The sequence below is a fragment of the Amycolatopsis halotolerans genome (assembly GCF_042647905.1).
Classification (GTDB): Bacteria; Actinomycetota; Actinomycetes; order Mycobacteriales; family Pseudonocardiaceae; genus Amycolatopsis; species Amycolatopsis halotolerans.
Window position 1 is genome coordinate 249,899 of record NZ_JBHRWI010000027.1, and the last position, 25,588, is coordinate 275,486.

Annotated in this window: 28 protein-coding genes and 2 tRNA genes; 13 read left to right on the forward strand and 17 right to left on the reverse strand. The window is 68.3% G+C overall.

Translation table 11 applies throughout. From position 1 onward, the window contains the following. Positions 1-28 precede the first annotated feature (28 nt). From ACFORO_RS23340 to ACFORO_RS23350, 3 genes are all read left to right on the forward strand, one after another. Positions 29-1,738: a phosphatidylglycerol lysyltransferase domain-containing protein gene (locus tag ACFORO_RS23340; protein WP_377868725.1), complete on the forward strand. Its 1,710-nt coding sequence runs from the start codon at positions 29-31 to the stop codon at positions 1,736-1,738. 66 nt (positions 1,739-1,804) lie between these two features. Beyond that, positions 1,805-1,894, forward strand: a tRNA-Ser gene (locus ACFORO_RS23345). Between the two features lie 42 nt (positions 1,895-1,936). Then, positions 1,937-2,010: transfer RNA gene (locus ACFORO_RS23350), tRNA-Arg, on the forward strand. 61 nt (positions 2,011-2,071) lie between these two features. Here the strand turns inward: ACFORO_RS23350 and ACFORO_RS23355 are convergent. Together ACFORO_RS23355 and ACFORO_RS23360 are read right to left on the reverse strand one after the other, a co-directional pair. Continuing rightward, positions 2,072-2,629 (reverse strand): hypothetical protein, encoded by a 558-nt coding sequence (locus ACFORO_RS23355; RefSeq protein WP_377868726.1) that lies wholly within the window; start codon positions 2,627-2,629, stop codon positions 2,072-2,074. A 172-nt stretch (positions 2,630-2,801) separates the two neighbouring features. Continuing rightward, positions 2,802-3,500, reverse strand: a complete 699-nt coding sequence (locus tag ACFORO_RS23360) for a hypothetical protein (protein ID WP_377868727.1) — start codon at positions 3,498-3,500, stop codon at positions 2,802-2,804. A 79-nt stretch (positions 3,501-3,579) separates the two neighbouring features. Between ACFORO_RS23360 and ACFORO_RS23365 the strand changes: the two genes are divergently transcribed. After that, positions 3,580-4,179: a hypothetical protein gene (locus ACFORO_RS23365; protein WP_377868728.1), complete on the forward strand. Its 600-nt coding sequence runs from the start codon at positions 3,580-3,582 to the stop codon at positions 4,177-4,179. A 3-nt stretch (positions 4,180-4,182) separates the two neighbouring features. Here the strand turns inward: ACFORO_RS23365 and ACFORO_RS23370 are convergent, their stop codons facing one another. Genes ACFORO_RS23370 through ACFORO_RS23380 form a run of 3 tightly spaced genes read right to left on the reverse strand, consistent with a single transcriptional unit; the run spans position 4,183 to position 6,393 of the window. Further along, positions 4,183-5,601: an EAL domain-containing protein gene (locus ACFORO_RS23370; protein ID WP_377868729.1), complete on the reverse strand. Its 1,419-nt coding sequence runs from the start codon at positions 5,599-5,601 to the stop codon at positions 4,183-4,185. A 1-nt stretch (position 5,602) separates the two neighbouring features. Further along, positions 5,603-6,157, reverse strand: a complete 555-nt coding sequence (locus tag ACFORO_RS23375; RefSeq protein WP_377868730.1) for an RNA polymerase sigma factor — start codon at positions 6,155-6,157, stop codon at positions 5,603-5,605. Next, entirely contained in the window at positions 6,154-6,393 is a 240-nt protein-coding gene (locus ACFORO_RS23380) for a hypothetical protein (RefSeq protein WP_377868731.1), read from the reverse strand. Before ACFORO_RS23380 ends, ACFORO_RS23375 begins: the two co-directional genes overlap by 4 nt. A gap of 509 nt (positions 6,394-6,902) precedes the next feature. On the opposite strand from ACFORO_RS23380, the gene ppk2 reads away from it, so the two are divergent. Then, on the forward strand, positions 6,903-7,793 hold the full coding sequence (ppk2, locus tag ACFORO_RS23385) for a polyphosphate kinase 2 (RefSeq protein ID WP_377868732.1): 891 nt from the start codon (positions 6,903-6,905) through the stop codon (positions 7,791-7,793). A 6-nt stretch (positions 7,794-7,799) separates the two neighbouring features. Here ppk2 and ACFORO_RS23390 read toward each other — a convergent pair whose 3' ends face one another. From ACFORO_RS23390 to ACFORO_RS23410, 5 genes are all read right to left on the reverse strand, one after another. Continuing rightward, positions 7,800-8,579: a class II aldolase/adducin family protein gene (locus ACFORO_RS23390; RefSeq protein WP_377868733.1), complete on the reverse strand. Its 780-nt coding sequence runs from the start codon at positions 8,577-8,579 to the stop codon at positions 7,800-7,802. Positions 8,580-8,637: 58 nt separating this feature from the next. Beyond that, positions 8,638-9,174, reverse strand: coding sequence for a helix-turn-helix domain-containing protein (locus ACFORO_RS23395; RefSeq protein ID WP_377868734.1), 537 nt, complete (start codon positions 9,172-9,174; stop codon positions 8,638-8,640). A gap of 18 nt (positions 9,175-9,192) precedes the next feature. Then, positions 9,193-9,558: a glyoxalase gene (locus ACFORO_RS23400; protein ID WP_377868735.1), complete on the reverse strand. Its 366-nt coding sequence runs from the start codon at positions 9,556-9,558 to the stop codon at positions 9,193-9,195. 9 nt (positions 9,559-9,567) lie between these two features. After that, positions 9,568-10,458: a hypothetical protein gene (locus ACFORO_RS23405; protein ID WP_377868736.1), complete on the reverse strand. Its 891-nt coding sequence runs from the start codon at positions 10,456-10,458 to the stop codon at positions 9,568-9,570. Between the two features lie 75 nt (positions 10,459-10,533). Beyond that, entirely contained in the window at positions 10,534-11,571 is a 1,038-nt protein-coding gene (locus ACFORO_RS23410) for a tetratricopeptide repeat protein (protein ID WP_377868737.1), read from the reverse strand. Between the two features lie 241 nt (positions 11,572-11,812). Here ACFORO_RS23410 and ACFORO_RS23415 point away from each other — a divergent pair, with 241 nt between their 5' ends. The 3 genes from ACFORO_RS23415 (at position 11,813) to ACFORO_RS23425 (ending at position 16,942) form a co-directional block, all read left to right on the forward strand. Continuing rightward, the gene (locus ACFORO_RS23415; protein WP_344287735.1) at positions 11,813-12,472 is read left to right on the forward strand and encodes an HNH endonuclease family protein; all 660 of its coding nucleotides are present in this window, start codon (positions 11,813-11,815) and stop codon (positions 12,470-12,472) included. A 13-nt stretch (positions 12,473-12,485) separates the two neighbouring features. Then, positions 12,486-13,139: an alpha/beta fold hydrolase gene (locus tag ACFORO_RS23420; RefSeq protein ID WP_377868738.1), complete on the forward strand. Its 654-nt coding sequence runs from the start codon at positions 12,486-12,488 to the stop codon at positions 13,137-13,139. 86 nt (positions 13,140-13,225) lie between these two features. Then, positions 13,226-16,942, forward strand: coding sequence for a S8 family peptidase (locus ACFORO_RS23425; RefSeq protein ID WP_377868739.1), 3,717 nt, complete (start codon positions 13,226-13,228; stop codon positions 16,940-16,942). A 28-nt stretch (positions 16,943-16,970) separates the two neighbouring features. On the opposite strand, the gene ACFORO_RS23430 is transcribed toward ACFORO_RS23425, so the two are convergent. Continuing rightward, a complete protein-coding gene (locus ACFORO_RS23430) occupies positions 16,971-17,981 on the reverse strand; it encodes a helix-turn-helix domain-containing protein (RefSeq protein WP_377868740.1) in 1,011 nt (336 codons plus the stop codon). 222 nt (positions 17,982-18,203) lie between these two features. On the opposite strand from ACFORO_RS23430, the gene ACFORO_RS23435 reads away from it, so the two are divergent. Continuing rightward, positions 18,204-18,722, forward strand: coding sequence for a hypothetical protein (locus ACFORO_RS23435; protein ID WP_377868741.1), 519 nt, complete (start codon positions 18,204-18,206; stop codon positions 18,720-18,722). Here ACFORO_RS23435 and ACFORO_RS23440 read toward each other — a convergent pair. The 3 genes from ACFORO_RS23440 to ACFORO_RS23450 all read right to left on the reverse strand — a co-directional run bounded on the left by ACFORO_RS23440 (position 18,668) and on the right by ACFORO_RS23450 (position 20,341). Then, on the reverse strand, positions 18,668-19,087 hold the full coding sequence (locus ACFORO_RS23440) for an ATP-binding protein (protein WP_354738976.1): 420 nt from the start codon (positions 19,085-19,087) through the stop codon (positions 18,668-18,670). The genes ACFORO_RS23435 and ACFORO_RS23440 overlap by 55 nt on opposite strands. 64 nt (positions 19,088-19,151) lie before the next feature. Then, positions 19,152-19,928, reverse strand: a complete 777-nt coding sequence (locus ACFORO_RS23445; RefSeq protein ID WP_377868742.1) for a SigB/SigF/SigG family RNA polymerase sigma factor — start codon at positions 19,926-19,928, stop codon at positions 19,152-19,154. After that, positions 19,925-20,341, reverse strand: coding sequence for an anti-sigma factor (locus tag ACFORO_RS23450; protein WP_182893754.1), 417 nt, complete (start codon positions 20,339-20,341; stop codon positions 19,925-19,927). The genes ACFORO_RS23445 and ACFORO_RS23450 overlap by 4 nt, the downstream gene beginning before the upstream one ends. A 147-nt stretch (positions 20,342-20,488) precedes the next feature. Between ACFORO_RS23450 and ACFORO_RS23455 the strand changes: the two genes are divergently transcribed. The 3 genes from ACFORO_RS23455 to ACFORO_RS23465 all read left to right on the forward strand — a co-directional run bounded on the left by ACFORO_RS23455 (position 20,489) and on the right by ACFORO_RS23465 (position 22,213). Next, positions 20,489-20,794, forward strand: coding sequence for a WhiB family transcriptional regulator (locus tag ACFORO_RS23455; RefSeq protein WP_009086013.1), 306 nt, complete (start codon positions 20,489-20,491; stop codon positions 20,792-20,794). 220 nt (positions 20,795-21,014) lie between these two features. Next, positions 21,015-21,368, forward strand: a complete 354-nt coding sequence (locus tag ACFORO_RS23460; protein WP_354738972.1) for an STAS domain-containing protein — start codon at positions 21,015-21,017, stop codon at positions 21,366-21,368. 59 nt (positions 21,369-21,427) lie between these two features. Beyond that, positions 21,428-22,213, forward strand: a complete 786-nt coding sequence (locus ACFORO_RS23465) for a metal-dependent hydrolase (RefSeq protein ID WP_354739054.1) — start codon at positions 21,428-21,430, stop codon at positions 22,211-22,213. A gap of 3 nt (positions 22,214-22,216) precedes the next feature. Here ACFORO_RS23465 and ACFORO_RS23470 read toward each other — a convergent pair whose 3' ends face one another. Continuing rightward, the gene (locus ACFORO_RS23470) at positions 22,217-23,257 is read right to left on the reverse strand and encodes an XRE family transcriptional regulator (RefSeq protein ID WP_377868743.1); all 1,041 of its coding nucleotides are present in this window, start codon (positions 23,255-23,257) and stop codon (positions 22,217-22,219) included. A 221-nt stretch (positions 23,258-23,478) separates the two neighbouring features. Continuing rightward, entirely contained in the window at positions 23,479-24,243 is a 765-nt protein-coding gene (locus ACFORO_RS23475) for a nuclear transport factor 2 family protein (protein WP_377868744.1), read from the reverse strand. Between the two features lie 183 nt (positions 24,244-24,426). Between ACFORO_RS23475 and ACFORO_RS23480 the strand changes: the two genes are divergently transcribed. Then, a complete protein-coding gene (locus ACFORO_RS23480) occupies positions 24,427-24,972 on the forward strand; it encodes a TetR/AcrR family transcriptional regulator (RefSeq protein ID WP_344287762.1) in 546 nt (181 codons plus the stop codon). Here ACFORO_RS23480 and ACFORO_RS23485 read toward each other — a convergent pair. Continuing rightward, positions 24,969-25,550: a helix-turn-helix domain-containing protein gene (locus ACFORO_RS23485; RefSeq protein ID WP_377868745.1), complete on the reverse strand. Its 582-nt coding sequence runs from the start codon at positions 25,548-25,550 to the stop codon at positions 24,969-24,971. The genes ACFORO_RS23480 and ACFORO_RS23485 overlap by 4 nt on opposite strands. Positions 25,551-25,588: the final 38 nt, after the last annotated feature.

Below are 25,588 nucleotides of genomic sequence, written 5' to 3' on the forward strand. Positions count from 1 at the left end.
GCATGGCAGGGCCGTACGTGTTGCACGCGTGGTGACGGGGACACGCGCGCAGCACACTTGGCAGGCGGCCGGCGTCACGTCGGTCGTCGCGATCACATGGATAACCAGGCTCGCTGGCCTGCTGACGGTCGTGTCCACGGTCGTACCGGTGGGCCGCGACGTGCGCGGGCACGTGGCCAAATGGCTGGAGCTGCCGAGCGAAGCCACCACTGCCGCGGCCGCTGTGGCGCTGGTCACCGGTGTGTTGCTGATCATGCTCGCCGCCGGGCTCCGCCGCCGCAAACGCCGCGCCTGGCAACTGGCGGTCGGCTTCGCGGCGCTGTTGGCGTTGTCACACCTCGGACTTCGGCATGTGTTCGGTGCCGGTGTCGTGTCCATGGTGCTGCTCGCCGGACTTCTCGGCACGCGGCGGTACTTCATCGCCCGGCCGGACCCGACCGTCGGCCGCTGGCGCGCTTTGCGAGTGCTGCTGCAACTGGTGCTGGCCGGTTTCGTGCTCAACTTCGCGCTGCTGTCGGTCGCGCCCGTCCGGATGCTCGATCCGTTGAGCTTCGTCGACCGGCTGTCCCAGTCCGCGCTCGCGCTCACCGGCGTCAGCGGGCCCGCAGTGTTCCACGAGATGTGGTTCGAGGATCTGTCCGCGTCGATCGGGCTGGTCTTCAGCATCACCGGCGTGCTGGTGTCGGCGTACTTCCTGCTGCGCTCGGCCGAACCCGCGCCGGAACTGTCCGACGACGAACTGGCGCGGCTGCACGAGTTGCTGAAGCAGCACGGGGAACGGGACTCGCTGGGCTACTTCGCGCTGCGCCGCGACAAGTTCGCGGTCTTCTCCAAGACCGGCAAGGCGGCCGTCACGTTCCGCGTGATCGCCGGGGTCGCGCTGACGTCCGCCGACCCGCTCGGCGACCACGAGGCCTGGCCCGGCGCGATCGAGGAGTACCTGGACATCTGCCAGCGCAACGCCTGGGTGCCCGCCGCGATGGGCGCGTCCGAGCTGGGCGCGACGGTGTGGGCCCGGTTTGGCCTGGAGGTACTGGAAATCGGCGACGAGGCCGTCGTCGACACGAAGACGTTCACGCTCGAGGGCCGCGTGATGCGCGGCGTGCGACAGGCAGCGTCGCGGACGAAGCGGGCTGGTTACAAGGTCTTGGTGCGCCGGGCGGAGGACTTGCGCCCCGGCGAGCTGTCCGAGCTGGTGCACCTGGCCGCGACCTGGCGTGGCACCGAGACCGAACGCGGATTCTCGATGGCGCTGGGCCGCATGGGCGACCCCGGTTCGGTGATCGTCACCGCGGAACAGGGCGGCCGCGTGCGAGGCGTGCTGCAGTTCGTGCCGTGGGGCGAGCGGGGCTTGTCACTGGACGTGATGCGCCGGGACCGCACCGTCGACAACGGTGTCAACGAGCTGATGATCTCGGAGCTGCTGCTGTACTCCCGCGAGCACGGCATTGACCAGGTGTCACTGAACTTCGCCGCCTTCCGAGCCCTGATGGAACAGGGCCAGCGCATCGGCGCGGGCCCGGTCGCGCGCCTCTCGGCGAAGGTCCTGCACTTCTTCTCGCGCTGGATCCAGATCGAGAGCCTCTACCGGTTCAACGCCAAGTTCCAGCCCCGGTGGGTCCCGCGCTACCTCGTGTACCCGGGCGTCGGGTCCCTGCCGCGCGTCGGCATCGCGACCTTCGAGGCCGAGGGCCTCGGCGGCCGTTCGCCCTGGTTACGGAGGGTGCTGCACCGTTGAGGGGGGTGCCTTCCGGAGGAGGCGGAGGGGTGTGTAACCTATCTGAGCAGTGGTCGTTGGGACCCAGGAGGCTTCGCCTAGTCTGGTCTATGGCGCCGCACTGCTAATGCGGTTGGGGGTAACCCCCCCTCCCGGGTTCAAATCCCGGAGCCTCCGCTGGTGCCTGTTTCGGCAGGTGCTAAGCTAACAACTGAACACGCGCCCATAGCTCAGCTGGATAGAGCATCTGACTACGGATCAGAAGGTCAGGGGTTCGAATCCCTTTGGGCGCACTGTCTGGTCGAGACAGTAAACAACGGTCCGGGAGCTTTTGGCTCCCGGACCGTTGTGCATTTACGCCTTCTTCAGCCGATCCAGCACCGCGCGGGTCTGGGATTGCGCGATCGACGAAAGATCGTCCATCTTCAGCGGGGCCTCGCCGGGGGCGCGGTGGACGGCAACCTGGATCTCCACCGAGACATTGCTGTCCTGCACCCCGACGACGTAACTCGCACCCGGCCCCGGCTCCGTGACCGCACCGGCGCGCCAGTAATTGCGCGTGCCGAGTCCGGCGGTCGTGCCGGCGGTCCAGCCCTTCGACGGGCCGGTGTTCCACTTGTCGTAGGCCGGGGGCTCGCCCGCCGACGTGAACTCGACCTGGACGCCGATTCCGGCCTCGTTGGTGGCGACGCCGTCGGTCGCGGAGGTGCTGGTGTAGCGGAGACTGCACGTCAGGCCGCCGCCGTAGCCGCCGCTTGGCTGGTTTTCCCGGTGGGTCGGCGGGATCGGGGTCGAGGACCATTTCGCCAGCGGTTTCGGGTCCAGCAGGTCGCAGGCGTTGGAGATCGCGCTCATCGAGTACTTGCCCGGCGGCGCGGTGGGCGACGGCGTGGCGGACGGGGCCGGGGTCACCCGGGCCGGTTGGGCTTTAACAGGGGATGAGCTGCCGCTGAGGGAGAGGCCGATCGCGATTCCGACGCCGAGTATGACGACCAGTCCGATCGCACCGGCTACGATCAATCCCGTTTTGGGGCCGGGTTTTGGCGGCCGCGGGTAGCCGTATCCGGGTTGCTGCATGGAAAATCTAGTTCCCTTTCAGCCCGCTCAACGCCTTGCGGGCCTGTGCTTCGGCGATCGGCTGGACTTCGGTGCGGTGCACCTGGGCGACGTCGCGGCTGCGGCTGAAGTTGAGCCGGACGCGGACCGAGACGTTGCCGTCCAGTACACAAAGGACGTAGCGAGTGTCCGCGACCAGATCGCCGTAGACCTCGGAGTGCCAGAAGCCCTGGCTCCCGATTCCGGTGATCGGGCCGGATGCCTTTCCCTCGCCGGTCTTGGCGGCGTTGCCGCGTTTCCAGTTGTCATAGAAAGACGGCGCGGTTCCGTTGGTGAAGTTGACGTCGAGGATGACCTCGGCGGTGTCCAGGGAATTGCCGCTGGAGTAGCGCAGCTGGCAGCTCAGACTGCCTGCGTCGAGCTTGCTCGGGCGGAGTTCCTTGTGCTCGGGCGGGCCTTTCGGGGTGGGCGACCACTTCCGCAGCGGAGCGGGATCGACGAGATCGCAGGCATTGCCGACGTGGTCCATCGAATAACCGGGCGCGGCGGCCGGTTCCGGCGGGCGCTCCGAGGACTGTCCGGCGACCACGCCGACGGCGATCCCGATTCCCAGCACGGCCACCAGCGCGGCGATCCCGCCGACGATCCAGCCGGTTCGCCGGGGTTTCGCAGGCGGCGGGTAACCACTCGCGGGGAAGGGATTCGTGGGCGGTTCGTTGTCGGTCATCCCAGCCCTCCGCCCGGCGAACCGGGCACCGTAACCTGGCTCCGCCCGACTATATCGCCGAGGCGAATAAACTTCAGCTATGCAGGCAGAACGGCTCGACGGATCCGCACAAGGCGCAGCCGCGGCGAGCGGCGAGGTCTTCGATATCGAATGGCCGCAGCAGCACCGCCGATGGATCGCGACGGTCGACGGCACTCCGACCGGCGGGGTCTACTGGCTGGGACACCGGACGGAAGAAGGCGACCGGGCGGCGCTTGTCGGAACGACACCGCGGCTGGAACTCCGCTGGCCGCTCGGGCAGTTGATGAACATCGTTGAGCCGGTAGGCACGATGCCGGACCGCAGTCGCGTCGGCGCGGCGGTGTGGCGGCACCTCACCGAACAGGCCGAGCGCAGAGCGGAGTGGCCGCGAGTGCGCTGGACGGTGCGGGACACCAAGGTCGAGGCGGCTGTCCTGCACTTCGCCGGGGCGTGGCTTGCCGTGAGCGATCAGGCGAATCTCGTTGTGCTCGGGACTGGGTTTCCGCCAGAAGGACTGCGGTTCAACGGAATCAGCGGCGAAGAGTACGGAGTGGACTTCACCAAACCGCTCACGGTCGAGCAGTTGCACCGCCTGCGGGTCTGGCAACTGCCACAACCCGAGACGGCGCACGCGGACTTGCTGAAGTTCCTGGGCTAAGGCTCAGCCGCGAGGGCGGGGCACAGTAGCGGGATCCGAATCCGACGCGGCGCGTTGGTCAGCCAGCGCCTGCTTCCGGACCAGCTCAGCGTGCCCCGGCCCTTTCCACGCCGTGCCCGCGAGCTGCGCCTGGGCGACTTTCAGGTCGCGGGAGGGCATGTACAAACAACCGCGGGGCAGCAATTTCCGCGCATGGGCAAGCTCGACGCCCTCCACGACAAGCCGGGCGTCGAGGTGCTCCGCCGCTTTCTCCAGCCAGCTGAAGGTACGGCGATCCGCTTCGTCCAAGGACCGTCCGAACACTGAGGCCGGGACGCCCGAACGCGGGATTACAGCGAGCGACCACGGGTGGCGGTCGGGAGGACAGAGCGGAGTGGAGGGAGTGCCGTAGTTGGTCAAGGCCAGGTTGACTCCGGTGTCCGCCAGACGGAACAGTTGTTCGTCGATCCGCGGAGACGCGAGCGCTTCGCACGGGATGCCGAGGTGCAGCATTCGCGCGGGCACCCGCACCTGGTGCAGGTGCTCGGCCAGCGAGTCGGCGAAGGTCTGGTCGGCCACGACGCTGACCGGCAGTTCGAGCAGCAGGAGCGGGTCCGCGGCACGCCGCTGAGCACGCCAGGTCCGGAGAGTCTCGCAGATCTCGGGAAGCACGAGGTCGAACAAGGCTGGTGCCAGCTGGGTCGAGTCGCTGAGCGAACTCAGCTCGCTCAGCGGATGCGGGGTATTGGCGGTGCCGAGCCAGCACGCGACCGCGCGTACACCGATCGCGCCGGAGAAACCGATGTCCTCGATGAATTGGTAGCGGACTGTGTGTCTGCCGGATGCGATGGCTTCCCTGGCTTGGCTGAGAAGCGTGGCGGGCCGTAAGACGTTCTTTGTGCCGCGTGCGTTCGGCCAATGGATCTTTACCTTGTCCGGGAGGCCCGTCCTGGCTGTGGCGGCGCGTTCGCCGAGGTCTGAACCAGGACGTGCGACGGCGATTCCGAACGGTGGCTTGAACACGGCAGTCTGGTCGTCGAGCGACATGGGTGCGTTCAAGGCAGGGGACAGTTGCTCCGCGGCGGTGGTCAGATCCAGTTCCGCGCCGGCGTCGGGAACGTACACGAGCAGATCAGCGCCATCTGAGTGCACGCTTGTCTTCGGGTGTTCGTAGAGCACGCCCTTTATTCGCCGGGAGAAGGCTTCATGCAACTCGACTGTCAGCTCAGGGGTAAGTCCGTTCTCCGGATCGCTGTGGTGTGGCAGGCGAACCACGAGCACCAGGCCCCAGTGTGACTCCGCGGCGAGTTCGTCGTTTATCGCCTGGACAAACGCAAGCTCGGCTTCGCTGACCGGAGCGGAGAGCGCGCTGGCGAGCGCGGCAAGCCCAAGGTCTCCGGGATTGATCGCGTTGAGCGGACCGGAAGAAGATCGACTGTCCACTTTAGATCTCCTTCTCGGTGGCGAGGCGGCTCGAGCGTGTCTGCGGAGGACGGCTGAATCCTTCGCGAATGCGCTTCCGGGCATGAGCGAGATAAGATCGGACGGAAGCTTCGGAGATGGTCATCCGATCAGCGATTTCCGAGTTCTGGTAGCCGAACGCGCTCCACAGCAGCGCGGCCTGTTCTCGCGGGGGCAGAGTCGGCAGCAGTTCCAGTACTTCGTTCAGTTCGAGCCGCCCGTCGATCGGCGTCGCGGCCGCCCACAGCGGCGGATCGTGCTCGTGAAGTTCCGTGGCTTCCTCGCGGCTCCGCCGGCGCAGGTCGATGGCCAGCCTTCGGACTACGGTCTTCGTCCACGCGACCCGATCACCGGTAACGGAGTGCCAGTGCCTGCACAAGCGCAGAAGTCCGTCGCTGACCGCGAGTTCGTAGTCGCCGGTGGGATAGATCGTGCGCGCCAGCCCCAGCAGTGACGAGTGATGTTCGCGCACGAACTGCGTGAACGCCGCGACGTCGCGAGGATCTTGGATCGCGCCCGGCGGAACGTGATCGGTCACTCTCCGCCGACCTCGTCCTGGTCGCGGCGGCGGATCGAGACGTCCAGCCCGCCCGCGCGCACCTGCCAGTCACCGTCGTCGCGACCGCTTTCCAGCACGGCTTCGGCGAGACGCACCGCCCGTTTCTGTTCGACCAGGCGGACCAGCACGCAAGCCGATAACCGAAACAGGCACCACATCGGGCGTGCGGCAGCCGTCGCTGCCGAGGCAGCGGCTGCGACCACCAGGTAGAACACCGGCTGGGCTCCCTTCCAGAGGGGACCGGGGTGAGGCCCGGTGGCCAAACCCATCGCTGGGTAGACGTCGGAACTTGCTTAAGTGAAGGGAAACATCACTCGGATGTGTGGTGTGTCTTCCGTTGCCAGTTGCGGACGGGCATGCTGGCAGTTAATGGTCGCGCTCTTGGCATTCCGCCAAGGTTTCCCTTTCTCCCATTGGTCGGCACAGGGACAGGTTGCAATGCCAGGGACTTAAGCGGCGCGACCCACGCCCGCCGACAGTCCACAAAGGACGCCAGTGCCGCCGGAACGCCCGACTTATGGCCATATGACCGCTTGCTGGACGTCCGTGAGGGGAACCCTGAGGGACTCTGAGTCCCTCAGGGTTCCCCTCACGGACGTCTGACCCGGCTCAAGTCCTTCGACCTGGGCAAACCGCGCCCGCAGCGCCGCCTTAAGTCCCGGGCATGGGGACAGGCCGTCGTCTAGACACCTCCCGTTCACCTGCCCTGCTTAAGGTCGGCCGCATGTTGCGGGACGTGCGGGAGTACATCGATCGGCTCGAGATCGACGGGCATTCGGTCGGCGAGGATCACGACGACGATCCCGTGTTGATCGACGCGTTCGGCAAGGCGGTCGACACCTGGCGGGAGAACTATCCGTACGCCGAGCGCATGCCGCGCGAGGAGTACGACGAGTCGAAATACCTGCTGCAGGTCGAACTGCTCAAGCTGCAGAACTCGATCAGCGAGACCGGCAGCCGCCACGTCATTCTCTTCGAGGGGCGTGACGCCGCGGGCAAGGGCGGCACCATCAAGCGGTTCATGGAGCACCTCAATCCGCGGCACGCCCGGACGGTCGCGCTCGCCAAGCCCAGCGACCGGGAAGCGCATCAGTGGTATTTCCAGCGCTACGTCCAGCATTTGCCGACCGCGGGCGAGATGGTGTTGTTCGACCGGTCCTGGTACAACCGGGCCGGGGTCGAGCAGGTGATGGAGTTTTGCTCGCCGGATCAGTACGAGCAGTTCATGCACCAGGTGCCGCTGTTCGAGGAAATGCTGGTGGAGAGCGGGATCACGGTCACGAAGTTCTGGTTTTCCGTGACGCAGGCCGAACAGCGCACGCGGTTCATCATCCGGCAGGTCGATCCGGTGCGGCAGTGGAAGCTCTCCCCGATGGACCTGCAGTCGCTCGACAAGTGGGACGACTACACCGCGGCCAAGGAAGCGATGTTCGTCCGCACGGACAACGATCTCGCGCCGTGGATCACGATCAAGAGCAACGACAAGAAACGCGCGCGGATCAACGCGATGCGCTATTTCCTGTCGCGCTTCGAGTATGAGGGCAAGGACGCGAACGTGGTCGGGGAACCGGATCCGCTGATCGTGAAGCGCGGGCGGGAAGCGGTCGGAGACTGAACCCGGTCAGTCCAGCACGTCCGGTTCCTGTTCGACGATCAGGTCCTCCAGCAGGCGGAAGTTGTTGCGCGCCATGTTCGCGCTGCCGAACTGGCGGGCGGCGAGTGTTGCTTCCTCAGCGGTCATGACGCGAGGCGTACCCGCGGCTTCGGCGAGAAGTTGCATCTGGCAGGCGCGTTCCATCGTGATGAACCACCACGCCGCCTCGCCGACGCTGCGTCCGACGGTCAGCAATCCGTGGTGGCGAAGGATCGCGGCGCGTTTGGACCCGAGCCGCGCGGCGATGCGCACGCCTTCGTCTCGCTCCAGGACCAGGCCTTTGTACTCGTCGAAAAGCACGTGGTTTTCGTAGAAGGCACAGGATTCCTGGACAATCGGGTCCAGCAAACGATTCAACGCCGACCAGGTGCGGCCGTGAATCGTGTGTGCGTGCGCGACGGCGACGACGTCCTCGCGTGCCTCGTGGATGGTCGAGTGGATCGCGAACGCGGCCTTGTTCGTGCGCCGCGTTCCTTCGACCACTTTTCCGTTCTCGTCAAGGAGAAGCAGGTCGCTGACCTTGATCCGGGAGAAGTGCACCGCGTACGGGTTGACCCAGAACCGGTTCGGGAACTCGGGATCGCGCGCGGTGAGATGCCCGGCGATGCCCTCGTCGAACCCGTACCGGGCGAACAGGCGGAAGGCGACGGCGAGCTGGCGTTTGCGCTGCGCTCGTTCGGCGGCGACGGAATCCAGCTGCTCGGGCAGCGTGTCGAGGTCGAGTTCGGCTACCGGGGCGTCGGTCATCAGCATCTCCCACTATTGCCTGTCTGGCAATAAGGGTGCCTCTGAGGCACAATGGGTGTCAAGCGATGACGACGAGCACTTCCGCGTCGGGGGCGCCGCGCAGGGTGTGTTCGGTGGTGCCGGGGAACTGGGCCGAGTCACCAGCCGTGAGCAGGTGGGTTTCGCCGGAGAGGGTCAGTTCGAGCTGGCCGCTGACCACGTGCAGCCACTCTTCGCCGCGGTGCTGAGTGGGGCGCGGCGGGACGGATTTGCCACGCAGGGTCACCAGTGTCGCCTCAACGCCAGACGACGGCGGGGACAAGTGGGTCATGGACGCGCCGCTGGTGCCGTACGTGATGGCGTCCGCGCGCCGGACGATCGGCGACCGGCGTTCCTCGGAAGCAGCGAGATCGGCGACGCTGACGTCCAGCACCCGCGCGAGCACCACGAGCGTGCCGAGGCTGGGCACGCGCTGTCCGCTCTCGACGCGCGACAGGTAGCCAGGGGTGATGTCCGCAGCGGCGGCGGCTTTCTCCAGCGTGAGCCCGCGTTCCAGGCGGAGCTCACGCAAACGTCGCGTGATCCGCTGCTCGGCTTCTTCCGCCTCCTGGCCCATCCCCACACTGTAGGCGGCTCAGCCGGCGAGGAACTCCAGCCGGTTGCCGACCGGGTCGAAGGTGTGGAACCGCCGCCTGCCGGGGATTTCCGCCGGATCGGCCCAGGTCACGGACCGTCCGGAGGCTTCGATCGCGGCTGCGACGCCGTCCACGTCGACGACGAAAGCCGGGTGCGCCTTGAGTGCCGGACGGAAATCCGCCTCGACACCGACGTGCAGTTCGCCGTCCGGGCCGCCGACGCCGGGAACCCGGAACCAGCAACCGCCGCGTGCCGCCAGCAGCGGCGGTTTCGGCAGTTCCGGCCAGCCGAGCACACCGGTGTAGAACGCGCGCTCGTCGTCCTCCGCGCCCGCTGGGCAGGCGACCTGCACGTGATGGATCATGCCTCGAAACTACGCCAGCTCAGCGGGTTTCGGTTCCGGGAAAGCGTAGAACCGCACGGCCAGGTCACGCGCTTCGTCGGACGGTCCGGGTTTGCGGGCGGCGTAGCGGTGCACCAGTTCCAGGTACTCCGCCTCGAACTCCTTCAAGTCCTTGTAGCTCAGGCGCATCCCGGCGCGGCTCCCGGCGGTCCAGTCGTCGAAGGTGTCGCGGTGCTCGACCGCCCAGGCCATCAAACGCACTTCGTGGTCGTACTTCGCGTCCAGGTAGGCGGCCAGCCTCGGCCGGTCCTCCTCGGGGTAGTCCTCCAGCTTCGCCTCGTTCGTGCTTTGCGGCACGGGGTGCCAGCGGCCGTCGCGGGTGCGCCGCGTGTACCCGGCGTGGGTCAGGGTGAGCAGCGCGGCCGGGACGTCGATCGAGGGGAGTTGCGCGCGCAGTTCGGCCGAAGTGGCGGGCAGGAGCCGAAGCACCCGCTGGTAGTTCGGGTTCGTGCGCACCGTGATGTCGTTCATGGTCAGCGGCCGCGGTCGAGCGTTGCCGGCGAGCAGAGCGCGCGCACGCAGCATCAGGAACACCGCGATCGGCACTTCCGCGAGCAGCGCGGTGCCGAGGCTGGCCCACTGGTCGGAGCCGCCCCAGTCGAGGACGACGTCGAACCAGGCGTCGCAGCACAGCAGCGCGGCGGTCGCGGCCAGCATCGGCACGGCGGCGCGGCTTCGGCGCATCCCGAGCAGCACGGACGCGGCGAAACACAGCAGCAGGACGATGTCGAAGCCGACCCAGGCGACTCGCCACTGACTCGTGTCGAAGTGCTCGGGCAGGGTCAGTCCGAGGTAGACGGTCCACGGCACCAGGAACACCGCTATCCCGGCGAGGACGGCGAGAAGCACGCGTCTGAACACCCGATCGACGCTAGCCGCGCACGTGCTGGGGGACATCCGGGAAGATCCCGGAGATCGACCCCGGGAAAACTGTGTCTACTGTGGACGGTCGGCGGCGAGTGCCTGCCAGTGGTCGGCCTCGGCGGTCGCGCCGCGGGCGCGCAGCATCCGGGTGAGGCTCAGCATTCCCTGCACGTCGCCGGTCTCGGCGGCGACCCGGAAGCAGCGTTCGGCCTGTGCCAGGTCGCTGCGGGATTCGGCGAGATGTCCCAGGTTGGTGAGCGCGGGGATGCTGCCGTGCTCGGCGGCCTTGCGGTACCAGGCCGCGGCCTCGCCGTCGTCGCGGCGGTTGCGGGCGAGGACGCCGAGGTTGGTCATCGCCGCCGCGTCGCCCGCCTCGGCGGCTTCGAGGTACCAGTTCTCCGCCTCTTCGAGGTCGCCCCGGCGATGCAGCAGCAGCCCCAGCCGCACCTTCGCCTCGATGTGGCCGCCTTTCGCACCGCGACGGAACCACCGTTCGGCGTCGCCTTCTCGGTTGGCCCGCTCGGCTTCCCGGCCCAGCAGGCAGGTCGCGGAGAGTTCGCCCGCGTCCGCCGCGGCCCGCCACCAGCGCGCCATCTCGTCGGGCGCGCCGAGTTCTCGCAGGACCAGGCCGAGGTCCAACATCGCCGTCGAGTCGCCGTCTTCCGCGGCGTTGCGGCACCAGCCCTCGGCATCGGAGTACCGGCCGTCTTCGACGAGCAAATGGCCGAGCAGCCCGGCCGCTTCCGTCGCACCGGCTTGGAACGCGGCGGCATACCAGTGCTCGGCGTCGTTGAGGTGACCTTGGTTTTCGCAGGTCCGCGCGTAGCCGAGCATCCCGTGCGGCTCACCGGCCTGGGCGGCTTCGTGGTACCAGCGGGCGGCCTCGTCCTCGGCGCCGCGTTCGGCCAGCAGATGCGCCAGCGCGGTCATGGCGATGCGGTCGCCGCCCGCCGCGGCTCGGCGGTACCACTCCTCGGCCTCCGCTGAATCGCCGCGTTCGCGCAGGTCAGCGGCGACGCGCGCCATCGCGACGACGTTGCCGCCCTCCGCCGCCTTCCGGCGCAGGTAGTCATCGACGCGTGTGTTCCACTTCCGCAGCCGCCCGGGCATCTCGGACCCGCTCCTTTCCGGCCCCCTGCCAAGACAGTCGTTTCGCCCGTCGCGGACGTGACACCTTCGGGAGCGTTATCCACCCCCGCTGATCAGGTCTTTTTCGTTGGCGGCCAACAACTGGTCCGACGTGGTCCTTGCCACGCCTCGGGCACTGCCGAGAGTGTCTGCGCGATTACCGGCCCGGCGACAGGCATACTCCGGCTCCCCGAACTCCCCGCCCGAGAGGATCCCGCGCACCATGGCCCGGCCGTTCCCCACCAAGCGCACCGTGCTGCTCGCGGTCGTGCTGCTCATCGCTGTCGTCGGGTTTTGGTACGGCCAGCGCGAAGTCGGCGACACCAAGTCCGAGGCCGCACCGGCGTCCGCGGCGGACGCGACGAAGCAGCTGTCCGAGCTGAAAATCGGCGCCCGCGGCAATATGACCGGCTATTCGCGAGACAAGTTCAAGCACTGGGACAGCCAGGGCGACAGCTGCGACACGCGCGAGGTCGTCCTCAAGCGCGCGGGCAAGGACGTCAAGGCGGGCAGCGACTGCAAGCCGACGGCGGGCACCTGGGTCAGCGTGTACGACGGCCAGACCTGGACCAAGGCGACTCAGCTCGACATCGACCACATGGTCCCGCTCGGCCAGGCCTGGGTGAGCGGCGCGCGCGACTGGACGCAGGAGAAGCGCGAGCAGTTCGCGAACGACCTCACGCGGCCGCAGCTGTTCGCGGTGACGGCGAGCGTGAACCGCCAGAAGAGCGACAAGGCTCCGGACGAGTGGAAGCCGCCGCTGGTGTCGTTCTGGTGCACGTACGCGACCGACTGGGTCACCGTGAAGCACTTCTACGGGCTGACGATCACGGACATGGAGAAGAACGCGCTGCAGGACATGCTCAAGCGCTGCCCTGCGTGACAAGCTGGGCGACATGGCGACTTTCGCACTGATCCACGGGGGCGGCGGCAGCGGCTGGGACTGGCACCTGGTCGCCGAGCGGCTCAAGGCGTCCGGGCACGACGTCGTGGCCCCGGATCTGCCGATCGAGAACCCGCAGGCCACGCTCGCCGACTTCGCCGACACTGTCGTCTCGGCGATCGGCGATGCGCGGGACGTCGTCGTGGCCGGTCATTCCTACGGCGGGTTCACCGCGCCGCTCGTGGCGGAACGGGTCGGCGCGCGGCTTCTCGTGTTCGTCGCCGGGATGGTGCCCGCGCCGGGCGAGGCTCCCGGCGAGTGGTGGGGAAATGTCGGCTTCGAGTCGGCCGAGGGGCTGAGCGTCACGGAGCAGTTCATGGCGGACCTCCCGGCCGACCTGGCGGCGGAGAACGAGCGCCGCGGCCGGGATCAGAACAGCGCCGAGTACAGCGCGGCGTGGCCGGGCGAGCGCTTGCCGGACGTGCCGACAAAAGTGCTGCTCTTCCGCGACGACCGGTTCTTCTCCGCCGACCTGCTGCGCCGCGTCGCGCGCGAGCGGCTGGGGATCGACGCGGACGAGATGGCGGGATCCCATCTCGCGCTGCTGAGCCGTCCGGACGAACTGGCAGACCGCCTAATGGCCTATTACGCGACAGTGGCTGGCTAACCAGGCGTTGTCCCAGTTGCGACATGTCACAACCGCGACACCGAGAGGTAGTGACGTGAACCCCGGCTCGCCCCGAATCTTGTGCGATGACGTGGAGATCACGAGCCATCACTCTCGGCTGCACGGGCGCACTGGTCGCGACACTCGGCCAAGCGGTGCCCGCGGCGGCCGAGCCTGCGAGCGGTTCACCGGCATCCGGTCCCGGTGAGCGGCACACGGTCACCTTGCTCACCGGTGACGTCGTGCAAGTCGAAAGCGTCCAAGGCGGACGGCAGATCGCGACAGTCCGACCGGGCAAGGGGCGGGAGAACATCCGCTTCACGCAGTCCGAAGTGGACGGAAAGCTGCAGGTCATCCCGGCCGACGCGGTGTCGCTCGTGGCGGACAAACGCCTCGACAAAGCGCTGTTCAACGTCACCGACCTGATCGCGCAGGGCTACGCCGATGAGTCGAGCCCGACGGTGCCGATGATCGCGCACTACGCCAAGGGTGTCTCGATCGCGGCCGCGCCGGCGTTCACGGCCACCGCGCAGGGCGCCGAACTGCCCAGTGTGAACGGCCGCGCGTTGCGGGAAGACAAGAAGCGCGCCGGCGAGTTCTGGCAGTCCTTCACCGGTCCGCGCGCGGCTTCCGGTGCGGTGGAACGGATTACCCTGGATCGCAAGGTGCACGCGTCGCTCGACCGCAGTGTCCCGCAGATCGGGGCGCCGGAGGCGTGGGCGGCCGGGTTCGACGGATCCGGCGTCGCGGTGGCCGTGCTCGACACCGGCTACGACCCCCATCACCCGGACCTCGCGGGCAAGGTCGCGAAGTCGGAAAACTTCTCGACCAGCCCGGACGTCATCGACCGGTTCGGCCACGGCACGCACGTCGCGGCGACCATCGCGGGCAGCGGCGCGGCCGCGGGCGGCACGCGCAAGGGCGCGGCTCCGGGCGCGAAGCTGTACGTCGGCAAGGTGCTCGGCGACGACGGCACGGCCTCGTCTTCCGAAGTCCTGCAAGGGATGGAGTGGGCCGCGAACTCCGGCGCCAAGGTGATCAACATGAGCCTCGGCGGCGACGCGACCGACGGCACGGACGATCTCAGCGTCGGCCTCAACGAACTTACTGCTCGCACCGGTGCGCTGTTCGTGGTCGCCGCGGGCAACGACGGCCAGAACGGCGCGTCGACCATCGGCGCGCCGGGCACCGCGGATTCCGCGCTGACCGTCGGTGCGGTGGACCGCAAGGACGAATTGGCCCCGTTCTCCAGCATGGGACCGCGGCAGGGCGACCAGGCCGTGAAGCCGGACATCACCGCGCCCGGCGTGGGAATCGTCGCGGCGCGCGCGGCTGGCACCTCGCTCGGTGAAGTGGTGGACCAGTACTACACCGCGGCGTCCGGCACGTCGATGGCGACGCCGCATGTTGCTGGCGCGGCGGCGATTCTGGCGCAGCGGTATCCACAATGGACCGCGCAGCAGCTCAAGGATGGCTTGGCCAGTACGTCGAAACCGTCTGCGGGGCTTAACGCCTTCCAGCAGGGTGGCGGCCGAGTGGACGTCGCTGCCGCGGCCGTGCATCCCGGCGTCTTCGCGACCGGCACGCTGAACCTCGGCCCGGTCACCAGCGGCAGTGGCCCGGTGCGCAAGGAAATCACTTACACCAACACGACTTCCGCACCGGTCACCATCACCCCGAAGCTCGACCTGCGCCGTGGCGACGGTGCCACGCCGGGTGCCGCGGTGAAGCTCGAAAAGTCCACTGTGGACGTACCGGCCAACGGGACCGCGACGGTCGCGATCACCGTCGACTCGGCCGCGCTGGTGCCGGGCAACTACACCGGCAGCGTTCTCGTCGGCGCGGTGCACACGACGGTCGGCCTGGTGAAGGAACCGCCGAAGCACAAGGTGAGCGTCACCGGCATCGGCCGCGACGGCAAGGCGTATCCGATGGATCTCCAGATCTTCGGCGACGACATGCGCTACGACATCGTGCGGGACGTCGTCAGCGATCACCCGTTCGTCACCGAACTGCCGGAGGGCACCTACTACGCCCGCGCGATGTTCCACACCGGACGGGCTCCGGACGAGGAACTCGCGATCGTGCTCAAACCCGAGTTCTCCCTGACCGGGGACCTGAACCTGGTGATGGACGCGCGGAGCGCGGTGCCGGTGGAGATCAAGACGCCGCGGCCGTCGACGCTGGAAAACATCATCAGCAGCTACGCGCACCGCGAATTCGGCTCGCGCAAGATCTCGAACTACGTCATGGAATTCCCCGGCGTCCGGCACATCTACGTGACGCCGACGGACAAGGTGAAGAACGGGACGTTCGAATTCGGCACCCGGTGGCAGCTCACCGCGCCGATGCTGACCGCGACCACGTTGCCGTGGCTGGGAATCAAGACCGAACTGTTCTACTACGCGTCGTCCCCGGCGATTTCCGGGTTCAAGTGGCTGGGCGTCGTCCCGGTCGCTGCCGACAAACCGGAACAATACGCCAAGGCGCGCGGGAAAATCGCGTTGGTGACCCCCGCGAAGGACGGCACCAACCCGGATACCGCCGCAAAACAGGCCGCTGCCGCTGGCGCCGCGATGGTGATGGTCGTCAGCCTGCCCGACGAGCACACGTACGGGCATTGGCAGCCGCGCGGCAATCGCCTGCCGATTCCCGCCGTGCTGATCACGAACGACCAAGGCATGAAGCTGGCTGACCGCGCCCAATACGGTTTCACCAGCATGTTCCTGCAGGGCACGCCGGTGAGCCCGTACCTGTACGACATCATGCAGGTGACGCACGACCAGATTCCGCAGAAGATCGTCTATCAGGTCAGCGACCGCAACAGTGCGACGGTCACCGCGAATTACCGGGCGACCGGCAAGGACGAGTGGCTTTCCGAACAGCGTTTCGGTTGGCGGCCTTGGGAAAAGACCGCGATCAACCAGTACCAGCGGTACGCGCACACTGGAACGGCCCGCGAGGAAATCGTTTCGACCGACGAGACGATCTGGCAGCACCGGGTGAACAACAAGCTCAGCTGGGACACTTTCCAGCCGCTCGCGGTCGGCATGCTCGAACAGCCGCACACGTTCAAGGCCGGGCAGCGGGCGACGGAAAACTGGTACGCGCCGGTGGTCCGGCCGGCGATCCCGCGCGGCGCGGGACTGGAAACGTCGCGCACCGGCGACACGTTCGCCTTCCGCATCCCGGAGTTCGCCGACCCGGAAACGTCGCATTACGCGTTTTCCGAATCGGGTATCGGCGATGACGAACCGGACCAGGTGAGCGCGAAGCTTTACCAGGACGGAAATCTCGTCAAGGAAGGCCCGGCGGCGTGGGGCAAGTTCCCGGCCTCGGCGGACCCGGCGAAGTACCGGCTCGACCTGTCGCTGACCAAGTCCACTCCGGACTGGGCGTACGGCACGCACACCGAAACGTCGTGGACCTTCGGGTCGAAGCGGCCCGCCGAAGGCAAAACGGACCTGCTTCCGTTGCTGCAGGTGGATTACGGCGTGCAGACGGACCTGACGCAGAAGGCGCGCGCCGGACGTTCGCTTCCGGTCGAGTTCACCGTCCGCAACCAGGACGGCATGGCAGTGCCGAAGAATCCGCGGCTGACCGTCGAAGTGTCCTATGACGACGGTCGCACGTGGACGAACGTCAAGCGGGTGGACGGCATCGGCGACGGCCGTTTCCGCGCCGTGGTCGACCATCCGCGGCTGGACCGGACCAACGGCTTCGTCTCCCTGCGCGTGCACGGGTCCGACGCCGACGGGAACGCGGTGCAGCAGACAGTGATCCGGGCCTACGGGCTCTCCTGAGAAAGAGGCAGCCGGATAACCCTCGCGGTTATCCGGCTGCCGCAGGCTCGTCGAGCCAGCCCTGCCTGCTGACCTCCCACGCCAGCTGCATCCGGGTCTGCACGTTCATCCGGGTCATCAGGTCGTGGATCCGGCGCTGCACGGTCCGCTGGCTCACCGCGAGCCGGGTCGCGATCGCCTTGTCGGTGACCCCCGCGACCAGCAGCGACAACAGATGCAGCTCGTCCCGATCCGGCCCGGAACCGCCGGGTGTTCGTTCGGCGTCCTGCGGAGTGCCGTCCGCGCGCAGCGGCCACGCGCGTTCCCAATAGCTCTCGAACAACGCGATCAGCGCGGCCAGCAGGCTGCTGTCGCGGATCAGCGCGGCGGTCGGTTCGCCGGAGCCGTCGAGGTTCTGTACCAGCGGGCACAACGCGATGGTGCCGTCGGCGATCGCCAGCCGCACCGGAACGACGGTCGACGACCGCGCCTCCTCGCCGTGCCGGATCCCGTGCGCGACGTTCTCGATCATGCCGGGTTCTTCCAGCATCGCCCGCGCGTAGACGACCCGGTACCGCACGCCGCGGGCGAGCGCGTCGTACTCGTCGGCGTTCTCGCCGGACGCCATCGCGATGTGCCCGGCCCGGCAGAACCACAGCAGCTCGTGCCGGGCGCCGACCTGGATGTTCGTCAGCTGCTGCCGGATCGCCGCGCTGCCGGTGATCACCTCGACCAGCTGCGTCGCGTCCCGCCGCCGCGCGCCCCCGCGGTACTCCTCGGCCATCCGGCTCACCGCGGTGCGCGCCCACTCCAGCGATTCCTGCCCGCGCATCAGCAACGGCCCGAACGCGACGTCCGGCGGCGACGGCGCGTACTTCGGCTCATCCCCGGCGACCAGGCTGACCAGCCCCTTGGCGTGCAGCGAACGCAGGATCGCCGACACCTGCGCCGGGCTGAGCCCGAGTTGCTCGGCCACCTGACGCGGTCCGGCGTCGAACATCCCGACGAGGAGCCGGTAGACCCGCTCCTCGTCCCCAGTCACCCCGATTGCGTCCAGCATCCGGCGAGCGTAAGGCACCGGCAACGGGAGCGAACGAGACAAAACCGGACAGCGCCGCCCTGCTGGCGTGCGAATGCTTGATGTTCGTGAGGGGAACCCTGAGGGAATCAGAGTCCCTCAGGGTTCCCCTCACGGACTTTCGCGGCGCGGGGCGAGCCGGGGACCCGTCCCGGCGGACCGGACTACAACCGGGTCGGCAACTCCCGATCAGGAGGCTCGACGATGACCGACGATCCCCGCCCCACGCCGTTCCCCGGCCCGGCTCACCAGGCATTCCCCGGGGAACCGCGGACGGCCCTCGCCCGGCGTCCGGCGCGGTGGATCGGGCTCGCGAGCGCGGCGGCCTTCGTCGCCGGGATCGTGTTCTTCCTGCTGCCGGTGACTGCCCTTTATTACCTCGACGGCAACGGAAACCCCACCGACGTCCGGACGATCTACGGAACGCGCAGCGACCAGATGCTGGGACTGCCGGCGAATATGTTCGGCCAAGGCGATCCGCCGATCGACACCACGAGCGTCCGGATCGGCTGCGGCACGGCGCTTAGCGCTCCGGAGGGCTGGCTGATCGCCGAGGCGCACGGCGAGGACGGCTGCGCGGCGGCCGAACGGCCGCGGATGATCGCGGGCTGGCTCGGCGTCGGACTGGGCGCACTCGGCGCGGCCGGGCTCGCGGTGGGCGGGCGTCGTCAGCCGATGCCGAACGCCGCCCACACGCACTTCCCGCCCTCGGCCGGGTCGTAGCCCCAGCGCCGGGACAGCGCGCGCACCAGCTGCAGTCCCCGGCTGCGCGCCGCGGACGGGGCGGCCGGTTCTTTCAGCTGCGGAATGGCGGCGGAAGTGTCGAAGACCCGCACCATCAGTTCGCCGTGCTCGAGCCGGAGCTCCAGCCGATCCGGCCGGTCGCCGTGCTCGAAGGCGTTGGTGACGAGCTCGGAGGTCGCCAGCAGCACGTCGTCGCACACCTGGGCGGGAACGTCGAGCTGGGCGAGCGCGGCGCGGACCTGGGCTCGCGCGATGGCGGGCGCGGTGACGTCGTCCGGGAGCTCCAGGCGCACGGTAGCGGCGGCCGCCCCGGTGCTCCTGGTTGGCATCCTCGACGTCGTCATGGCTTTCGCACCTCCCGACCGCTGTGCTCGCATGTGGTGTTTACCCAACTCGGCCGAAGGCGAATCAGGTGCCCTCGGTGATGTCAGTCTCGGCCAGTCCGGTACGCAGCTTTTTCAGCGTCGCCGCCAGCAATCGGGACACCTGCATCTGCGAAACCCCGACGCGGCGCGCGATGTCCGACTGGCTCATCCCGGACCCGAATCGCAACGCCACGATCTTGCGCTCGCGCTCGGGAAGACTGTCCAGCATCGGCCGCAGCGCCTCGCGCAGTTCGGCCTGGCCGAGGTTCGCGTCCGGCGCGCCGAAGCGCGTGTGCGCGGAGTTCTCCAGCAGGTTGTCCAGCGAGGCCCCGTAACGCCCCTGCCCGGCCCGCAGACCCTCGTAGACGTCCTCGATCGGCACGCCGAGATGGCGCGCGATCTCACTGGGCTTCGGCGCGCGGGACAGCCGCACGGTCAGCTCCTCGCGCGCGGCCGAGATTGTCGCGTTGAGTTCCTTGAGCCGTCTCGGCACCCGGACCGACCAGCTGTTGTCGCGGAAGTGGTGGCGCAGTTCGCCGGAGATCGTCGGCACCGCGAAGGCCAGGAAGTCCGTGCCCTGCGTGGGGTCGTAGCGGTCCACCGCGTGGATGAGGCCGACGGTCGCGATCTGCACGAGGTCGTCCATCGCCTCGTCGCGGTTGCGGAATTTCCGGGCGAGGTTGCGCGCCAGTTCGAGGTGCTCGCGCACCAGCCGGTCCCGGATCTCCTCGCGGCGGGGCGAACGGTCGGGCAGCTGCGTCAGCTCGTGGAACAGTGCTGCCACGTCGGTGGGCTTGTCGCCGCCGGCGGGGTTCGTCACGAGCTGGCCGCCTCACTCTCCCGGACCAGTTGCACCCGGGAGAGGTACCGGCCGTTGGCCGGGGTCACGGTGCGCCGCGCGGAGGTCGCGAGCGCGGTCAGCAGCTGCCAGGACAGACCGGTCTCGTCGCCGTGGTCGGCGCGGTCGGAGACCACCGACACAGTGACCTCGATCCGGCCCTCGAGCCAGGAGAACACGCAGGTCAGCTTGCCGTCAGCGGCCGAGGGCAGCAGCATCGAACAGGCCTCGTCCACAGCCATCCGCAGGTCCTCGACCGCGTCCAGGTCGAAGTCCTGCCGCATGGCGATGTCGGCGACGATGGTGCGCAGAGTGGGCACCACGTGCGGGATAGCCGCCGTCCGCACCTCGATGAGCTGTGCGTCCTCGCGCTCGAGCGGGGCGTTCTCCTCCACGTGCTGTCCTCTCTCCGGCGTGCCACGCCAGTCTTTCGTGCCCGATCTGCCACATGCCCGGGGGGTGAGCAAACCAAACCCGGGTTTGACCGCCGCGACCGGCGGGCATGTAGCGGTCGAGTGCATCCCGGGAAAGGTGGGGACGACATGGCTGACGTGAGCCGACTGCCGAACGTGGTGGCCGAGGAGTGGGAGTGGCAGCTTCAAGGCTCGTGCCGAGGGGCGGACAGCAGCCTGTTCTTCCATACCGACAATGAGCGCGGCTCCGCGCGCGAGCGCCGCGAGTCCCGCGCGAAGGCGATCTGCCACACCTGCCCGGTGCTGGCGCAGTGCCGCAAGCACGCGATGACCGTCGAAGAGCCGTACGGAATCTGGGGCGGGCTCGGCGAGATCGAGCGCCGTGAGCTGTTCATGCGCGAACGGCGAGCGAAGCGCAAGACGGTGTCCGCCTGAGCGCTCCGACCCCACGACCCGCGCGCCCACCTGCGGTGCGCGGGGTGTTGTGCGTCCGCCGGTCTCTCGCGTACCAAGGTGTAGCCAAGTGCCGACGCGGACTCAGTCACCCACTGGGTTAGGGTTGAGTCTCCAGATGCTTGGGACCGTGACACGGTTGCCGCTTGAGTACTACAGGCGCGTACCGGCGCAGGAGCAGCGCCTGACGAGGAGAAACTGCATGCCCGCAGCCGACCAGAACGCCACTCCGCCCGGATTCGGCATCACGCTGGACACCGCGGCCGCCGAGCCGAGGGTGGTGGTCACGGGTGAACTCGATCTGCTCACCAGCCCGCAGCTGCAGGAAGCTCTTGCCGGGTTGATCGCGGACAAGAATTCCCGTCGCGTGGTTGCCGACCTCACCGGGGTGACCTTCTTCGATTCTTCGGCGCTGAACGTCGTCCTGCACGCCCAGCGGCAGGCCGGGGAACAGCACGTCGAACTCGAGGTCGTGCCGAGCCCGGCGGTCAGCCGGGTGATCGAGCTCACCGGCGTGGCCGAACACCTGAGCGTGTCGGAGGAACCTCCGGCCTGATCTCCCGATACGGTCGCGCGGATTGAAAGTGGTCCGCGACCTGGGGGATAACCATCATGATGGGGCGCACGCACGCCCTGACCGGCTGGTGCGCGGGGCTCGCCCTGGCACCCGCGGTCGGCGTCGGCACGGTGCACCAGGCGGTGGTCTTCGCGGCCACCACGGCCGGGTTCGCGCTGCTGCCGGACCTTGACCATCCCAGCGCCAGCGCGACCCGCCTCTTCGGCTGGCTGACCGGCGCGCTGTCCTGGCTGCTGCGCCGAGTGTCTGCAGCTGTATACGCCCTGACGAAGGGCCCGCGAGACGAAAAGGTGACCGGCACGCACCGGCACCTCTCGCACACCCTGCTGTTCGCTGTCGCCCTCGGCGCGGCTACCTCCGCCGGCTGTTCGGCCGGCGGAGCTTGGGCCGTGCTGGGCGTGCTGTTGTTCGGACTCCTGCTCGCCGTCGCCGCTCTCGGCGACTGGCTGCTGCTGCCCTACGGCGGCGCGGTGGCCTGGTGGTACTTCACCGCGCCAGACGACCGGGTGGCCCAGCTGGCGGACATCTCCGGCTGGCTCGGGGCAGCCGTCGCGGCGGGCTGTTTCGTCCATTGCCTCGGCGATTCGCTGACCGAGTCGGGCTGCCCGTTCCTGTTCCCGCTGCCGATCGCGGGGGAGACCTGGTACGAACTCCGCCCGCCGAAGCCGCTCCGGCTGCACACCGGGAAGAAGGTGGAGACGCGGCTGGTGTTCCCGGTGTTCGCGCTGGTGGGGGTGCTGCTGGTGCCGGGGGTGTGGGATTGGACCGTGGCTACGGTGGAGCATTTGTTCACCCCGGGGGCTTCCCAGACCGCGACTCAGTAGTGCCTAGGCCAGTGCGTGAGTCCGAATAGCGAGCTGACGCAGACCGGGCAGCGATGCCTGCCGGGGATGCTGCAGCAGCTCGCTGACCAGGTGGCGGACAGCCGCGCGGGTGCGGACTTCACCGGGCGCGGTCCGTTCGGCAGCCAGCAGGGTCCGGTATGCGCGGTCGGGCTTGTTCCATTGCGCGAAACACAGAGCGACATCGACGAGAAACCGGGCACGTCGTTCGGTGTCGGCGAACTGGCCGAGCCGCGCGATGCGGGCGTGCTGCAGGGCAGAACCGGCGTTGCCCAGCACATACTCGGCGGAGACCCGGTGGCTGACCACATTGGCGGCCAGCGCTTGCCGGGCTGAGCTGTCGGTGAGCCTGGTCGCGGTCGCACTGGCCTCGTTCAGGAGATCGCTGGCGCGGTCGTGGTCGCTGGCCCGGGCGGCGGCGTAGCCCGCCGAGCACATCAGCACCCCGTACAAGGCCAGATGCCTCGGTTCGGGGCTCTTCCCGCGGAGGTCCAGCTGATCGGCGGCGGTCAGGGTGAGTTCCCGGGCCCGGCCGTAGTCGCCCGCCCGCCGGCATGCTGAACCGAGCAGCCGCTGCGCTTCGGCCAAGGCCAACGGGTCGTTCGCATCAGCCGCGGCGCGAATGGCCCGGTCTGCGGAGATCCACTCCAGGCCGCTGGCCTCCAACTTGATCAACGCACGGGTGGCGAGGTTGTACGACTGCGTCACGATGCCTGCCGAGGCCGGCGCACTGCTTCGTCCGTGCGCTGCTTCGGCAGCGGTGATCAACTCGGGCAGCCGTGCGGCCAGCTCCAGGTAGCGACAGGCGCGAAAGTCAGCCTGCGCGCTCGTCAACACGGCTTGAAGCCTGGCGACCGGGATTGGTTCGGCCGCTGGGGAGGTGCCGAGGAGAACGCCTTGGAGGCGACGGGTCAGGAATGCGGCCGGGTCGACTTCTATCCCGTCGGCAGCCGAAGCGCGCGGTGCGCTGAACGCGGTACCGGCAATGCCGCCGCTCGCAGCGAGCAGGAATGCGCGTCGTCGCACCGGATCATCCCTTTCCTGGCTCAGGTCGTGACTCACCCTAGGAGCGGATTCGGTTCTCACAGGGGAGGCAGGCCGTTCGGCCGACCCGCTCGCAAGGCCGAACGCTTCAGCGGGCAGACCGAGGACTCACTGTCACGACTGAGGCGCATGTCGTCTGGTTCGATCAGCCCCACAGCAACCACGCCTGGGAACTTGCCGTTCATTGACTGCCGGGTTCAGCTTCACTCCGTCCCGGAAAACACCGGCGCGCCCGAGTAGTCCCGGGAGTGCACGATCCGCCCGTCGCGCACCGTCAGCACCATCGCGTAGGTCGACACGTACGGCTTGCCCTCGAACTCCCCGTGCAGGTCGTACTCCGCCACCAGCACCTCCGGATCGCCGGTCTCGTGCACGACCACCCGGTCCGACTTGGTGATCCGGCGACGCTGTCCTGCCTCGTGAAAGCGTTTGCGCAACTCCTCCCGGTCGCGCGTCACCTTCGGTACGCCGGCCGGCGCGAACGGGATTTCGATCACGACGTCCTCGGAGTACAGGTCGGCGAGGTCGTCCCAGCGGTTGTCGACGGCCGCGTCGAGGAAGCGCTGGAACACGTCCTTCGTCCCGTGCAGCGTGCTCGACGCGCCGTGGTTCGGGTAGTCGCGGTACCGGGTGATCTCGCCGTTCCGCACGGTCAGCAGCCCGGCGGACGACGGGATCCGATAGTGGTGGCCGCTGTGCGGATTGCGGCCCTCGGCGACGAGTTCGACGGCGAACCCGTCCGCGGTTTCGGTAGTGGTGACCTCGACTTTCTCCAGGCCGATCCGGGCCGCGACGGTGCTGCCGGCGCCGAGCGTGGCCAGCACGGCGTCCCGGCCGGCCGAGCGGTGGCCGGTGAACGGGATTTCGTAGACGGCGTCCTCGGCGAGGACGTCAGCGAACGGCGCGGCGTCGAAGGCGCTCAGCGCGTTCGCGACGATCTCGGCCACTTCGGACACGGTGCGGGGCATCAGAAACCTCATTCGGGAAGACGGGCGGATAATCGGAACGGGGCACCCGCGTTCGACAATACGGAGTTCGTACTCCGGTTGTCAACGGCGGCCTGGAGATCTGGGACACGGTCAGAAGCGGCGGCGATCGTTCCAGGGAAGAATCGGACGACCGCACCACTTTGAAAGCAGAGGAGACAGCCGGTGGAGAAGCCTGCGCTCCGCGCGGACGCGCGGAGGAACCGCGCCCGGGTGCTGGCTGCCGCCGAAGCGGCCTTCGCCGTCGACGGCCTCTCGGTGCCGCTCGACGACATCGCGCGGCTGGCCGGCGTCGGTGCGGGCACCGTCTATCGGCACTTTCCCAGCAAGGAAGCGCTGTTCCAGGCTGTCGTGGTGGAGCGGCTGGAGCAGTACGGCGTCGAGGCGCAGGAGCTGATTGACTCCGACGTGCCGGGCGAAGCGTTCTACGACTACTTCACGCGCGTCATCGAACAGGCGTCGCGTAACCGTGCGATCTGCGAAGCACTCGGTGAGACAAGCGGTTCCGCGTACAAGGCCGAAGCGGCGGAGCGGTTTCGCGTGAATCTCACCGCGCTGCTAGAGCGCGCGCAAGCCGTAGGCGCTGTACGCGCCGACATCGACGGCGAAGACCTGCGCGCGCTCATCGTCGGCGCGCTTGCGGTGGAGCGGTTTACGCCGGACAGTCGGCATCTCGTGCGCGTACTGCTCGACGGTCTGCGCAAGGTCTAGTCGCGGCGTCCGACGCGTAGGTGGATGCGTTCGCCGGATTTGCTGAAGAGGCTGAGGATTTCGACGTCGCCCTTGCCCGCGGCACCGAACCAGTGCGGAATGTGGCAGTCGAACTCGGCTGCTTCGCCGTGTCCCATGATGAAGTCATGATCGCTCAGGCGTACGCGTAGCCGCCCGCGAAGTACGTAGAGCCATTCGTGCCCGTCGTGGCTACGCGGATGGGGCTCTTCGTCGCGTGCCGGGATGATCTGTTTGTAGGCACGGAGTTCTCCCTGGTGCCGGGACAGCGGGATCAGCACGCGCCCGTCCCGCTTGGCGGCCTGCTGGGGCACGCGCGGGTCGACTATCCGGGGCGCGGCGACGATCTCGTCGAACGGGACGCCCAGCGCGGCGGTGATCGGCAACAGCAGTTCGAGGCTCGGCTTGCGCTGCCCGGATTCCAGCCGGGACAGCGTGCTGGTCGAGATGCCCGTGGACCGTGACAGCTCGGCGAGACTGACGCCCCGGTTGTCCCGGGCACGCCGCAGCCGGGGCGCGATCTGCTCGAGCACGCCGTCGACGGCGGGGTGGTCGCTCATGCGGCGCAGTCAACCAATGCGTCCCGGAAACGGCAACG

Excerpts from the sequence above, each read along its gene's own strand:
- ACFORO_RS23360 (WP_377868727.1), bottom strand. The coding sequence starts at position 3,500 with ATGACCGACAACGAACCGCCCACGAATCCCTTCCCCGCGAGTGGTTAC.
- ACFORO_RS23365 (WP_377868728.1), top strand. The coding sequence starts at position 3,580 with ATGCAGGCAGAACGGCTCGACGGATCCGCACAAGGCGCAGCCGCGGCG.
- ppk2 (WP_377868732.1), top strand. The coding sequence starts at position 6,903 with ATGTTGCGGGACGTGCGGGAGTACATCGATCGGCTCGAGATCGACGGG.
- ACFORO_RS23390 (WP_377868733.1), bottom strand. The coding sequence starts at position 8,579 with ATGACCGACGCCCCGGTAGCCGAACTCGACCTCGACACGCTGCCCGAG.
- ACFORO_RS23395 (WP_377868734.1), bottom strand. The coding sequence starts at position 9,174 with ATGGGCCAGGAGGCGGAAGAAGCCGAGCAGCGGATCACGCGACGTTTG.
- ACFORO_RS23400 (WP_377868735.1), bottom strand. The coding sequence starts at position 9,558 with ATGATCCATCACGTGCAGGTCGCCTGCCCAGCGGGCGCGGAGGACGAC.
- ACFORO_RS23410 (WP_377868737.1), bottom strand. The coding sequence starts at position 11,571 with ATGCCCGGGCGGCTGCGGAAGTGGAACACACGCGTCGATGACTACCTG.
- ACFORO_RS23415 (WP_344287735.1), top strand. The coding sequence starts at position 11,813 with ATGGCCCGGCCGTTCCCCACCAAGCGCACCGTGCTGCTCGCGGTCGTG.
- ACFORO_RS23420 (WP_377868738.1), top strand. The coding sequence starts at position 12,486 with ATGGCGACTTTCGCACTGATCCACGGGGGCGGCGGCAGCGGCTGGGAC.
- ACFORO_RS23425 (WP_377868739.1), top strand. The coding sequence starts at position 13,226 with ATGACGTGGAGATCACGAGCCATCACTCTCGGCTGCACGGGCGCACTG.
- ACFORO_RS23430 (WP_377868740.1), bottom strand. The coding sequence starts at position 17,981 with ATGCTGGACGCAATCGGGGTGACTGGGGACGAGGAGCGGGTCTACCGG.
- ACFORO_RS23435 (WP_377868741.1), top strand. The coding sequence starts at position 18,204 with ATGACCGACGATCCCCGCCCCACGCCGTTCCCCGGCCCGGCTCACCAG.
- ACFORO_RS23440 (WP_354738976.1), bottom strand. The coding sequence starts at position 19,087 with ATGACGACGTCGAGGATGCCAACCAGGAGCACCGGGGCGGCCGCCGCT.
- ACFORO_RS23455 (WP_009086013.1), top strand. The coding sequence starts at position 20,489 with ATGGCTGACGTGAGCCGACTGCCGAACGTGGTGGCCGAGGAGTGGGAG.
- ACFORO_RS23460 (WP_354738972.1), top strand. The coding sequence starts at position 21,015 with ATGCCCGCAGCCGACCAGAACGCCACTCCGCCCGGATTCGGCATCACG.
- ACFORO_RS23465 (WP_354739054.1), top strand. The coding sequence starts at position 21,428 with ATGGGGCGCACGCACGCCCTGACCGGCTGGTGCGCGGGGCTCGCCCTG.
- ACFORO_RS23475 (WP_377868744.1), bottom strand. The coding sequence starts at position 24,243 with ATGCCCCGCACCGTGTCCGAAGTGGCCGAGATCGTCGCGAACGCGCTG.
- ACFORO_RS23485 (WP_377868745.1), bottom strand. The coding sequence starts at position 25,550 with ATGAGCGACCACCCCGCCGTCGACGGCGTGCTCGAGCAGATCGCGCCC.